Origin of the sequence: Stenotrophomonas sp. UBA7606 (genome assembly GCF_002477705.1) — a bacterium.
Taxonomy (GTDB): Bacteria; Pseudomonadota; Gammaproteobacteria; order Xanthomonadales; family Xanthomonadaceae; genus Stenotrophomonas.
This window is the reverse complement of sequence record NZ_DLJW01000130.1, coordinates 1-12,320: the sequence shown is the minus strand read 5'-3', so window position 1 is coordinate 12,320 and position 12,320 is coordinate 1. Positions and strand designations below refer to the sequence as shown.

Annotated in this window: 12 protein-coding genes; 2 read left to right on the top strand and 10 right to left on the bottom strand. The window is 65.7% G+C overall.

All coding sequences use genetic code 11. From position 1 onward, the window contains the following. Window positions 1-14: 14 nt before the first annotated feature. The 6 genes from trmD to ffh form a co-directional block, all read right to left on the bottom strand. Window positions 15-794 carry a tRNA (guanosine(37)-N1)-methyltransferase TrmD gene (gene trmD / locus B2527_RS18370; RefSeq protein WP_293716958.1) on the bottom strand — a complete coding sequence of 260 codons (780 nt, stop codon included), beginning with the start codon at window positions 792-794 and terminating at the stop codon, window positions 15-17. A 192-nt stretch (window positions 795-986) separates the two neighbouring features. Next, window positions 987-1,502, bottom strand: a complete 516-nt coding sequence (gene rimM / locus B2527_RS18365; RefSeq protein WP_293716956.1) for a ribosome maturation factor RimM — start codon at window positions 1,500-1,502, stop codon at window positions 987-989. A gap of 38 nt (window positions 1,503-1,540) precedes the next feature. Continuing rightward, complete coding sequence (gene rpsP, locus B2527_RS18360; RefSeq protein WP_293716955.1) at window positions 1,541-1,801, bottom strand: 30S ribosomal protein S16; 261 nt, start codon at window positions 1,799-1,801, stop codon at window positions 1,541-1,543. Window positions 1,802-2,026: 225 nt separating this feature from the next. Continuing rightward, window positions 2,027-2,803, bottom strand: a complete 777-nt coding sequence (locus B2527_RS18355; RefSeq protein ID WP_293716953.1) for an aminotransferase class IV family protein — start codon at window positions 2,801-2,803, stop codon at window positions 2,027-2,029. A 26-nt stretch (window positions 2,804-2,829) separates the two neighbouring features. Continuing rightward, entirely contained in the window at window positions 2,830-3,900 is a 1,071-nt protein-coding gene (locus B2527_RS18350) for an NAD(P)H-dependent flavin oxidoreductase (protein WP_293716951.1), read from the bottom strand. 172 nt (window positions 3,901-4,072) lie between these two features. Next, window positions 4,073-5,458 (bottom strand): signal recognition particle protein, encoded by a 1,386-nt coding sequence (gene ffh / locus B2527_RS18345; protein WP_293716949.1) that lies wholly within the window; start codon window positions 5,456-5,458, stop codon window positions 4,073-4,075. A 109-nt stretch (window positions 5,459-5,567) separates the two neighbouring features. Between ffh and B2527_RS18340 the strand changes: the two genes are divergently transcribed. Beyond that, window positions 5,568-6,359, top strand: coding sequence for a cytochrome C assembly family protein (locus B2527_RS18340; RefSeq protein ID WP_293716947.1), 792 nt, complete (start codon window positions 5,568-5,570; stop codon window positions 6,357-6,359). Between the two features lie 323 nt (window positions 6,360-6,682). Here the strand turns inward: B2527_RS18340 and radA are convergent, their stop codons facing one another. Continuing rightward, on the bottom strand, window positions 6,683-8,065 hold the full coding sequence (gene radA / locus B2527_RS18335; RefSeq protein ID WP_293716945.1) for a DNA repair protein RadA: 1,383 nt from the start codon (window positions 8,063-8,065) through the stop codon (window positions 6,683-6,685). A gap of 139 nt (window positions 8,066-8,204) precedes the next feature. On the opposite strand from radA, the gene B2527_RS18330 reads away from it, so the two are divergent. Then, window positions 8,205-10,265, top strand: coding sequence for a putative bifunctional diguanylate cyclase/phosphodiesterase (locus B2527_RS18330; protein WP_293716943.1), 2,061 nt, complete (start codon window positions 8,205-8,207; stop codon window positions 10,263-10,265). A gap of 362 nt (window positions 10,266-10,627) precedes the next feature. Here B2527_RS18330 and cyoD read toward each other — a convergent pair whose 3' ends face one another. The 3 genes from cyoD to B2527_RS18315 all read right to left on the bottom strand — a co-directional run. Then, the gene (gene cyoD, locus B2527_RS18325; protein WP_293716941.1) at window positions 10,628-10,966 is read right to left on the bottom strand and encodes a cytochrome o ubiquinol oxidase subunit IV; all 339 of its coding nucleotides are present in this window, start codon (window positions 10,964-10,966) and stop codon (window positions 10,628-10,630) included. Further along, window positions 10,966-11,604, bottom strand: a complete 639-nt coding sequence (cyoC, locus tag B2527_RS18320) for a cytochrome o ubiquinol oxidase subunit III (protein ID WP_293716939.1) — start codon at window positions 11,602-11,604, stop codon at window positions 10,966-10,968. The genes cyoD and cyoC overlap by 1 nt, the downstream gene beginning before the upstream one ends. Then, on the bottom strand, window positions 11,601-12,320 hold a 720-nt coding region (locus B2527_RS18315), incomplete at its 5' end, for a cbb3-type cytochrome c oxidase subunit I (RefSeq protein ID WP_293716937.1). The genes cyoC and B2527_RS18315, both read right to left, overlap by 4 nt.

Here is a 12,320-nt window from a genome sequence, read left to right as displayed (position 1 = left end):
CTCGCAATTCTAACCTACTGACCGCCGCCGGCGCCAGTAGCTTGCTTGAACGAATCTGCAAGCGCTTGCCGGGCCTCGCCCAGCAGCTTGCGGTCGGCCTTGTTCAGGCCCGCCTCGTCCAGCAGGTCCGGGCGCCGCAACGCGGTGCGCAGCAGGGACTGCTGGCGCCGCCAGGCGGCAATGGCGGCATGGTTACCGGAGCGCAGCACGTCCGGCACCTCGCCCAGCGCATGGCTGGCCGGGTGGCTGTAGTGCGGGCAGTCCAGCAGGCCATCGCCTTCAAAACTGTCCTGCACCGCCGACTCGGCATCGTTCAAGGCGCCGTCCTGCAGACGGGTGACCGCATCGATGATCACCGCCGCACCCAGCTCACCGCCGGACAGCACGTAGTCACCGATGGAAATCTCCTCGTCCACCTCGCCCGCCAGGAAGCGCTCGTCCACCCCTTCATAGCGGCCACAGAGCAGGATCATCCGCGGCAAGGCCGCCAGCTCGCGCACCTTGGCCTGGTCCAGCGGCCGGCCCTGCGGGCTGAGGTAGATCAGCGGCGCCGGGGTCGGATCGGCCGCACGCGCCGCCGCCAGGGCTGCCCGCAGCGGCTCGATCAGCATCACCATGCCCGGGCCACCGCCGAACGGACGGTCGTCCACCCGCCGGTAATTGCCCTCGGCATAGTCACGCGGGTTCCAGCCGTGCAGTTCCAGCAATCCCCGCTCCTGCGCGCGACCAACCACGCCCAGCGCGGCCGATTGGGCAAGGAACTCGGGGAACAGGCTGATGACGTCGATGCGCATTGTGGTTGGGATTGGGTAGTCGGGATTGGAGATTTGGAAACGCAGGCTACTCGGTGGCCGCTCAGCGCCGGGGTGCGCAAAAGACGAAAACAACGTTCGCGCGATGCGGGCTCAAAGGCCAGCAGCGCAAAGGCAACACTGCCCGCCCTCCGCTCGCGAATCCCGAATCCCGACCTCCGAATCCACGCACCTTCAGAACTCCGGATCCCAATCAACCACGATCAGGTTGGCGTCGAAATCCACCGACTTGATGAAATCGTCCATCACGAACGGCACCATCCGCTCGCGGTCACCGCGCACTACCAGCACGTCGTTGGAGCCGGTATTGAACAGATGCGACACCTGGCCCAGCTTGACGCCCTCGACGGTGTGCACGTCCAGGCCTTCCAGATCCACCCAGTAATACTCGTCCGCGCTCGGCGGCGGCAGCGCACTGCGGGCAACGTAGATCTCGGTGCCACGCATGGCCTCGGCCACATCGCGATCGGTCACGCCCGGGAAGGTCGCAACCAGCGTCTTGCCCGAATCCCGGCCACGCACGCCGGTCAGCTCGGACTCCTGTCCCGCGGGGGTACGCAGGATCCACGGCTGGTATTTGAAAATGGCGGAACGGGGCTCGGTCCAGGACTCGAGCTTGATTTCGCCGCGCACACCAAAAACGCCGGCAACCCTGCCCAGCAGGATCCGGCGCTCGATATCTTTCTTCATATAGCAGTCGGGCCGCGCTTGCGCGCGGCCCGCCAGGATCAGGCCGCGGTGGCCTGGGCCTTGGTCGCTTCCTTGTACAGGTTGCGAACCTTGTCGGTCAGCTGAGCGCCGTTGGCAACCCACTTGTCGACAGCGGCAACGTCCAGCACAACGCGCTGTTCAGCGCCCTGGGCAACCGGGTTGTAGTAGCCGACGCGCTCGATGTTGCGGCCGTCGCGGGCGCTACGGACGTCGGTAACGATGATGTGGTAGAACGGACGCTTCTTGGCGCCGCCGCGGGTCAGTCGAATCTTGACCATGGTGGTGTTTTCCTATGTTGCCCAGTCGCCAGGATGGCGCGGTAAGCCGGCGATTATAGCGGCGCCCTGCCCGTAATCCAACCCCACCCACGGCAGGGGTGGCGTAAGCCGCAAAGCCTGGGCGCCCGAAAGTCTCATGACTTACTGATACCAACCTCGCTGAAGCGTGTGAGTGCCCGAAAACTCCTCGATGCTGACATCAGGGCTGCACGGCTTACGCCAGAGTTACCGGGATTGGCCAGGCAGGCGCCACGGCGTCAGGGTCAGCGCCTGCCGCAACAGCCGCAGCAAGGCATCGGACTGCTCGAACACCTGCCCGCCGATCCGGCCCAGGGGCCACAGCCCGGTCGCGTTGCAGGCCACCGCACCAGTGAACCCGGGCAAGGCCTCCAGGCTTACCGGACGCTGCAGCTGAACCTGCCCCAGGCCATCCAGGCTGCGGACCAGCAACTGCTCGGCCGTACCGCGCAATGCGTCGGCCTGTGGCCACACCACCTGTGCGCCATCCCAGAACGCCAGGTTCCAGGTGCTGCCTTCACAGACCCGGCCATCGGCATCCACCAGCAGCGCATCATCAAAACCCTGCCGCATGGCCTCACGGCGCAGGTGGAACAGGGGAAAGGTGCCCACGTGCTTGAGGTGCGGCAGCTCGCGCTGGTACACCACCGGCAGCACTGCGCGCGCAGTGGTCGGCATGGTTGCCGGTGGCGTCAGGCCGATCAGGACGTCCAGCGGCACCGGCTGCAGGGGCTGGCGGAAATCGAACTGACTCGAGAACACGGTGATCCGCAGCGACGCATCTTCCAGCGCGAACGCCTGCAGGGCCTGCTGCAACCAGCCCTGCAATTGCCGCGCATCCAGCTCGGTGCCGAACAGTTCGCGCGAGCCTTGCTGTAAGCGCTGCAGGTGCAGGTCCCAGCCCTGCACCGCCCCAGCGCGCACCTGCAGCGAGGTGAAATGGCCGTAATTGACCAGCAGCGTTGGCGTCAGCGCGGACTCCATGGGCTGACCATTGCAGCTCAGGTAGGTCACAGCAGCGCCCTCGCCTGCCGCCACATCGCGGCCAGCAGCTCGGCAGCCGGCGCGGAACGCGCCATCCACGCCGATTGCCCGGCCCATGCCTGCATGGCATCCAGCCGGTTGTCGGCCGCGGCCTGCCGGCGCATGGCGGCGGTCAGGCCACGCTGCACCGGATAGGGCTGTGGAACGGGTGCGGAAACGGCGGCCGCAGCGCGCACGTAGGGCGTCTCCAACGCCCGCCCCAGGCGCCCACTGAAGGCACGGGTGGCACAGGTCGCTTCCGGTTCGGCACCGGCCAAGGCTTGTCGCCAGGCGGGGGCGATGTCCGATTCTTCCGCCGCCAGGAACGCCGTACCAATCTGCACGGCACTGGCGCCCAACAGCAGGGCCGCCGCAACACCCCGCCCGTCGCCAATGCCGCCTGCGGCAATCACCGGCACCTCCAGCTTGTCCGCCAAGCGTGGCAGCAGCGCGAACAGGCCCACCATCTGCCGTTCGGCCTGGGCCGCATCAAACGCACCGCGATGGCCGCCCGCCTCCATGCCCTGCGCCACCACCACATCGGCGCCAGCGGCCTGTGCCTGCAGTGCTTCGTCCAGGGTAGTTGCACATGCAAACCAGGCGATGCCCGCACCTTTGAGGCGCTTTACCTGCGCGGGCGCCAGCACGCCCATGATGGTCGAGGCGACCGCCGGACGCGCCGCGACCAGCGCATCGAACTGGACATCGAAATCCGCCGGGCCCGCATCACCGGCCGACACATCCACCGGCGGCCCCCACTGCGAAAGGAAACCCCGGCTCGCCGCTTCGGCGGCCGCATCACGCTGCGGTGGTGGATCCGGCACCCATACGTTGACCTGGGCCGGCCCGGTTGCCTGCTGCCGGAAATCGTCCATCCACTGGCCGATCTGCAGCGGGGTGGACAGTACCGCCCCCATCGCACCCATGCCGCCCGCATTGGCCAGGGCCGCGGACAGGGACACCGGACAGGCACCGGCCATCGGCGCGAGAAGAATGGGCAGCTCCACACCGAAGCGCGTGCAGAAGCGATCAACGCGTTGCTGGATCGCAGGATTCATGGGCGACTGCCTCCGGGTGGGAAACAACGACTACCTTGCACGGCACCTGCGGGAGCTTGGCGCCCCTCTCACGTCGAGCAAGAAGGGCTGCGCAGAGGGGCTTGGAATTACCGCGTCCCTTGGCGAGGGAAGCACAGGCGCGCCGCGCCCAAGCGCCCCCACCGGAACGCACTCAACGGAACGGCAGGCCGCCGCCCTTGCCGCCGCCCATGGCACCAAGCATGCCCTTCATGTTGCGCAGCATGCCCTTCATGCCACCACCGGCAAGCTTGCCCATCATCTTTTCCATCTGCATGTACTGCTTCATCAACTTGTTGACGTCGGCCGGCTGGGTGCCAGAGCCGCGCGCGATGCGGGCACGTCGCGAGCCATTGAGCAGCCCCGGGTTGCGGCGCTCCTTCTTGGTCATCGAGTTGATGATGGCGATCATGCGCGGCACTTCCTTGCTCTGGCTGACCTGCTGCTTCAGGTGCTCGGGCACCTGGCCCAGGCCTGGCAGCTTGTCCATCAGGCCACCGATGCCGCCCATGTTCTGCATCTGCTCCAGCTGGTCGCGCATGTCGTTCAAATCGAACTTCTTGCCCTTGGCGACCTTCTCGGCCAGCTTCTGTGCCTTGTCCTTGTCGACCTGCTGTTCGACCTGCTCCACCAGCGACAGCACGTCGCCCATGTCGAGGATGCGGCTGGCCACACGCTCGGGATGGAACACATCCAGGCCGTCGACCTTTTCACCGGTACCGGTGAATTTGATCGGCTTGCCGGTGATGTAGCGCACACTCAGCGCGGCACCGCCACGGGCGTCACCGTCGGTCTTTGTCAGCACCACGCCGGTCAGCGGCAGCGCCTCACCGAAAGCCTTGGCGGTGTTGGCCGCGTCCTGGCCGGTCATCGAGTCGACCACGAACAGGGTTTCAGCCGGGTTGATCGCCGCGTGCAGGGCCTTGATCTCGGCCATCATCGCTTCGTCGATGGCCAGGCGGCCGGCGGTATCCACCAGCAGCACGTCCGCGAAGGACTTGCGTGCGTCGTCGATGGCGGCGCGGACGATGTCCACCGGCTTCTGGTCCGGGCTGGACGGGAAGAACAGCACGCCGACCTGGTCAGCCAGCGTCTTCAACTGCTCGATGGCGGCCGGGCGGTAGACGTCGGCCGAGACCACCATCACCTTCTTCTTGCGCTTTTCCTTCAGGTGCTTGGCCAGCTTGCCCACGGTGGTGGTCTTGCCTGCACCCTGCAGGCCCGCCATCAGGATGATGGCCGGGGCCGGCACGTTGAGGTTCAGGTCGGTGGCCTGCGAGCCCATCACCGCGGTCAGCTCGTCGCGCACGACCTTGATCAGGGCCTGGCCCGGGGTCAGCGACTTGAGCACTTCCTGGCCGACCGCGCGCACCTTGATCTTCTCGACCAGCGCCTGCACCACCGGCAAGGCCACGTCAGCCTCCAGCAGGGCGATGCGGACCTCGCGCGTGGCTTCGCGGATGTTTTCCTCGGTCAGGCGGCCGCGCCCACGCAGGCGCTCGATGGTGCCGGAAAGGCGCTGGGTCAGTGACTCGAACATATACGGTGCAACCTGCGGAGCGTGGATACAGAGTTGCCAAGTATAGCGGCCAGCGCCGCCACTGGCGGATCACGTCGCCAGCGGCGGGCCCGTGTGCGAAACTGTGCCGATGACAATCGTTCTCATCGCCACCGCACTGTATCTGCTGGCCACGGCCCTGCTCGTGCGCGGGCTTAGCGCAGACCGCAGCGCCCCCTCCCGCGGCTGGCTGCTGCCCGCAGGCGCGGCCGTGGTATTGCATGGCGGTTACCACCTGCTGGTGGCCCTGCGCACCAGCGGCGGCCCGGACATGCACTTCTTCGCCGCCTTGTCGCTGGTAGGCCTGGGCATGGCGCTGCTGACCACCTTCGTTGGTGCGCGCGGGCGGATGGCGGCGCTGGGCGTACTGGTCTTCCCCACGGCCGCGATCCTGCTGCTGGCCTATCACGGCTACGGCCATGAGCCGAGCAAGGTGCTGGGCTGGCGGCTGGCCTTGCATGCCTGGCTGGCCCTGCTGGCCTATGCCACGCTGAGCGTCGCCGCGCTGCTGGCGGTCATGTTGTGGCTGCAGGAGCGTGCACTGCGTCGCCGCGATTTCCGCCCCTGGCTGCGCGCACTGCCGCCGCTGGCCGACCTGGAAACCCTGCTGTTCCGCACGATCGCGGTGGGCTTCAGCCTGCTGACCCTGACCCTGCTCACCGGCGTGCTGTTTGTCGACAACCTGCTGGCGCAGAAGCTGGTGCACAAGACCGTGCTCAGCGTGCTGTCGTGGCTGGTCTTCGGCACCTTGCTGATTGGCCGCCGGCGCTATGGCTGGCGCGGCATCAAGGCGGTGCACTGGACCCTGAGCGCGATGGCGCTGTTGCTGCTGGCTTTCTTTGGCAGCCAGTTCGTCATCGAGCTGGTGCTGGGCCGCGGCTGACCCGGCCTGTAGTGCCGAGCCATGCTCGGCAAAGGCCTTCCCACCAATGCACCTACCCACCGCCCTCTTGTGGGAGGGGTGTAAGCTGCGAAGCGGGCGGCGATGAAATTGCAGGCATCTCTGGATCGGAGCGACTATCAGATTCGGGGCTTACACCGCTGCTACAAGCTGGGTCTTTGCGAAAGCCCCTTGCCGAGCATGGCTCGGCACTACAGATAGCGCCTCTGCCGAGCATGGCTCGGCACTACAGGTAGCGTCCCTGCCGAGCATGGCTCGGCACTACAGGTAGCGTCCCTGCCGAGCATGGCTGGGCATTACTAGGCTCACTCCATCGCGGCTTCCAGCGCCTGCGACAGCCGCTCCACCGCGATCACTTCCATGCCCTTCACCGCGCCGGCCTTGGGCGCATTGGCCTTGGGCACGATGGCGCGCTTGAAGCCATGGGTAGCCGCCTCGCGCAGGCGGTCCTCGCCGTTCGGCACGGGGCGGATCTCGCCGGAAAGACCCACTTCGCCAAAGGCGATGGTCTTCTCGGCCAAGGGCCGGTCCTGCAGCGAGGACAGCACCGCCAGCAACACCGGCAAATCCACCGCGGTCTCCTGCACGCGGATACCACCGACCACGTTGACGAAGACGTCCTGGTCGCCGACCAGCACGCCGCCATGGCGGTGCAACACCGCCAGCAGCATCGCCAGCCGGTTCTGTTCCAGGCCTACCGCCACCCGCCGCGGGTTGGACAACGGCGAGGAGTCGACCAGCGCCTGTACTTCCACAAGCAACGGGCGGGTGCCCTCGCGGGTGACCATCACGCAACTGCCGGGCTGGCGGGTACTGCCACCGGACAGGAAGATGGCCGAGGGATTGGGTACTTCCTTCAAGCCCTTCTCGCCCATCGCGAACACGCCGAGTTCGTTGACCGCGCCAAAGCGGTTCTTGAACGCGCGCAGCACACGGAAACGGCTGCCGCTTTCACCCTCGAAGTACAGCACCGCATCGACCATGTGCTCGAGCACGCGCGGGCCGGCGATGCCGCCCTCCTTGGTGACGTGGCCAACCAGGAACACGGCGGTGCCGGTTTCCTTGGCAAAGCGCACCAGCCGCGCGGCACTCTCACGCACCTGACTGACCGAGCCGGGCGCCGCGGTCAGTGCCTCGGTCCACAAGGTCTGCACCGAGTCGGCCACGATCAGCTTGGGGCGTGCCGTGGCCGCATGCTGCAGGATGTGTTCAACGCCGGTTTCGGCCAGCGCGTTGACCCCTTCCAGGGGCAGGTCCAGACGCACCGCGCGCCCAGCCACCTGCGCCAGCGACTCTTCACCGGTGACGTACAGCACCGGCAAGGTGCCTGCCATCTTCGCCACCGCCTGCAACAACAGGGTGGACTTGCCGATGCCCGGGTCACCGCCCACCAGCACCACCGCCCCCTCGACCAGGCCGCCGCCCAGCACCCGGTCGAACTCACCGATGCCGGTGGAAACACGCAGGTGATCGGTCTGCTGGACGTCCTTCAATGCAGTGATCTTCGGTGCCTCGACCTTGCCGGCCCAACCGCTGCGGCGGGCCGCTGGCGATTTGGCGGCAGCTGCGGTTTCCAGCACGATCTCGCTGAGCACGTTCCATGCGCCACATTCGGTGCACTGGCCCTGCCACTTGCTGTACTCGGCGCCGCATTCGCTGCAGACATAGGCGCTGCGGGTCTTGGCCATGCAGATATTCACTGTGTCGAGAAGTCAGGTGCAGCAGAATAGCCGAGGCCCGTCGCAAACACTGCGACCGCTCTAAAGTCTGGCCGGCTGCGGCCGCTAGTCCAGCGGGGCCTCCTGCTTCGGGCCCATTGGAATCTCAATGACTGGCAGCTACAGCCAGAGCCTCGTCACCTTCTCACTGCTGGTGGCGATTCTTGCTTCATATACCGCGTTGGACATGTCCGGCCGCGTTGCCACCAACCGCGGCAGCCGGGCTGCCCGCATCTGGCTGGCCTGCGGTGCGTTGGCCATGGGCATGGGCATCTGGTCGATGCACTTCATCGGCATGCTTGCCTTCAAGCTGCCTGTGCCGATGGGCTATGACCTGGCGATGACCGGCTACTCACTGGCCGCGTCCATCGCCGCCTCGGCCTATGCGCTGTGGCTGGTGTCGCACGAGCACCTGCCCGGGCGGCGCCTGCTCGCCGGTGCGGTGCTGATGGGGCTGGGCATCGCCGGCATGCACTACATCGGCATGGCGGCGCTGCAGATGCAGCCGGGCATCGACTACGACCCGGCCTGGTTTGCTGCGTCCCTGGTCATTGCCATCGCGGCGTCGGGCGCTGCGCTGTGGATCGCGATGCGACTGCGCGGCGAACGCCGCCACGTGCTGCCGATGCGGCTGCTGGCCTCGCTGGTCATGGGCCTGGCCATCGTTGGCATGCACTACACCGGCATGGCCGCCGCGCGCTTCCCCGCAGGCGCGATATGCGGCGCGGTGCGCGACGGCGGCCTGGATACGCACTGGTTGGCCGGGCTGGTCATCGTCACCACCCTGGCTACCCTGGCCATTGCCCTGCTTGCGTCGGTGTTCGACCGGCAGATGCGGCTGCGCACCGGCATCCTTGCCCACTCACTGGCCAACGCCAACGAAAAACTGGTGCAGGCCGCCCTGCACGATCCACTCACCCAACTGCCCAACCGCATGCTGCTGCAGGACCGCATCGAGCAGGCCATCGAAAAGGCGCAACGGCGCGACCATGGGCTGGCGTTGATGTTCTGCGACCTGGACGGTTTCAAGAACGTCAATGATGCCTACGGCCACCAGCTCGGCGACCGTTTGCTGGTGCAGTTCAGCCAACGAGTAAGCGCCCTGCTGCGCGCGCAGGACACCTTTGCCCGGCTCGGTGGCGACGAATTCGTGATCGTTACCGCTGTAGACAGCCCGGACGATGCGGCCCTGCTGGCGGAGCAGATCTGCGCGGCCGTGGCCGAGCCGTTCCAGCTCGACAATGCCGAGCTGATCTGCAGCGTGAGCATCGGCGTGGCGCTGTATCCGGAAGACGCCAACGACGAGCGTGAGCTGATGGCACATGCCGACGCTGCCATGTACCACGTCAAGCAGGCAGGCCGGAACGGCCATGCCTTCTTCACCGCGACCATGCAGGCTGGCACCCGCCAACGTCTGCGCCTGCTGCAGGACCTGCGCCGCGCCATCGCCCGCACCGAGCTGGTGCTGCACTACCAACCCAAGTTCCCGACCGCCAACCAGCGGCCCAGCGGTGCCGAGGCCCTGTTGCGCTGGCAGCACCCCGAGCTGGGCCTGCTGTCGCCGGATGTCTTCATCCCCATTGCCGAACGCAGCGGATTGATCATCCCGATCGGCGAGTGGGTACTGGACCAGGCCTGCGCACAGCTGCGCCAGTGGCACGATGCCGGCAATGCGGATTGGACGATGGCGGTGAATCTGTCACCGATGCAGTTCTCCTCCCCCACCCTGGTGGACAGCGTGCGCCGCACCTTGCAGCGGCATGCCATCGCGGCCCACCAGCTGACCCTGGAAGTGACCGAAAGCACGGCCATGAAGAATGTGGAGGCAACCCTGCAGATGCTGCAGGCACTGACCGATATGGGGGTGCAGATCGCCATCGACGATTTCGGCACGGGCTATTCCAGCCTGCTGTACCTCAAGCGCATGCCGGCGACCGAGTTGAAAATCGATCGTGCCTTCGTGCGCGATCTTGAGCACAACAGCGAAGATGCCGCCATCGTCGCCTCCATCATCGCGCTGGGCCGCTCACTGCAGCTGCAGGTGGTCGCCGAAGGCGTGGAGACGGCAGCGCAACGCGATTTCCTCGGCGAAATGGGCTGCGACGTATTGCAGGGCTACCACCTGGGCCGTCCCATGGATGCCACCGAGTTCATGCGCAAGGTCGGTTGAATCCCAACGCTGCCGGTAGTGCCGAGCCATGCTCGGCAACACGCCCAGCGCAGACACAGAACGCTCCGCAATACGCAGGACTATTGTCTGGTGCTTGCGTTCAATGCCATTGGCTCGCGGCTGAGGCACGATCCGATGGTAGCCATATCCCTCTCCAGCAATAGCCGTCTGGTCGTGAGCATTGGCTAGCGGTGCTTCCCAGCTGACGCCAGCCTTACCGGAAGAACTGACCCATTCCGCAGTTCAGAAGCGAGGCTGCTCTGGATTGACCACCTCTGCCGGAAGGCTCCAGCCGCTGCTGCCCTGAAAAAAAGAAGGCCGCCTTGCGGCGGCCTTCCTTGCACCAGCGTCGAGCAGAACGCTCAGTGCATCATGTGGTAGTTCATGTTCCACATGACCCACAGCGTGCCCAGCACGATGATGCCGATCACCACCAGGGTGAACATGCCGGCATTGACGTTCCAGCGGGCCGCCGAGGAGCGGTCCAGGTGCAGGAAGAACACCAGGTGCACCAGCAGCTGCAGGATGCCTGCAACCACGATCACCGCGCCGGTGGCAAAGCTGGACATGCCACCGCTCATCACCACCCAGAACGGGATGATGGTAAGCACCGCAGCCAGCACGAAGCCGATCAGATAGGACTTGACGCTGCCGTGGCTCTCGCCAGCGGCACCGTGTGCATGATTGTCATGTGCGGACATTACATCGCTCCCGACAGATAAACGACAGAGAACACGCCGATCCAGACCAGGTCCAGGAAGTGCCAGAACAGGCTCAGGCACGCCATGCGGGTCTTGTTGCGCTGGGTCAGGCCGTCCTGCTTGAGCTGGATGAACATCACCAGCAGCCACAGCAGGCCCGCGGTCACGTGCAGACCGTGGGTACCGACCAGTGCGAAGAACGCCGACAGGAAGGCACTCTGGTCCGGACCGTTACCGTTATGGATCAGGTGGTTGAACTCCCAGATTTCCATGCCCATGAAGCCGGCACCCAGCAGCCAGGTGATAGCCAGCCAGAAGAACATCAGGCCCTGCCTGGACTGGTGCATGGCGATCATGCCCAGGCCGAAGGTCAGCGAGGACACCAGCAGCAGCGCGGTTTCCCATGCGACGAACGGCAGTTCGAACAGGTCCTTGGCCGACGGGCCACCGTTGGTGGCGCCGGACAGCACCACGTAGGTCACGAACAGCGTGGCGAAGATGAGCAGATCGCTCATCAGGTACACCCAGAAACCGAAGACGGTGTTCTCGCTGGTGTCGTGATGCTCGTGATGGTCATCGCCATGCCCCGCCGCATGCGCGGCGGAGGCGTGGGTCATCGTGTGGGCGTTGGTGCTCATGCCTTCACCTCATTCTTCACCAGGCCCTGGGCAACCAGGTGCTTGTGGTGTTCGTTCTCGATACGTTCGACTTCAGCAGCCGGCACCCAGTAATCCACGTCCTTGTCGAAGGTGCGGTAGATGAAGGTACCGATCATGCCGACCAGGCCAACGATGGCCAGCCACCAGATGTGCCACACCATCGCAAAACCCAGCACCAAGCTGAACGCGCCAATGACAACGCCGGTGCCGGTGTTCTTCGGCATATGGATGTCGCTGTACTTGGCCGGACGCACCCATGCCTCGCCACGCTGCTTGCGGTGCCAGAAGTCGTCCAGTTCCTCGCCCTTGGGCAGCACGGCGAAGTTGTAGAACTGCACCGGGGAAGCGGTTTCCCACTCCAGGGTACGGGCATCCCACGGGTCGCCGGTGAGGTCGACGTTCTTCTTGCGGTCGCGGATGGACACGGCGATCTGGATCACCTGGCACAGGATGCCCAGGGCGATGATCGCGGCGCCGACAGCGGCAACGACGAAGAACGGCTGGTAGTCCATGTTCGGGTAGCTCTGCATGCGGCGGGTAGCGCCCATGAAGCCCAGGGCGTACAGCGGCATGAAGGCCACGTAGAAGCCAATGAACCAACCCCAGAACGCACGCTTGCCCCAGGTCTCGTCCAGCTTGAAGCCGAACATCTTCGGCCACCAGTAGGTGATGCCTGCGAACATGCCGAACACCAC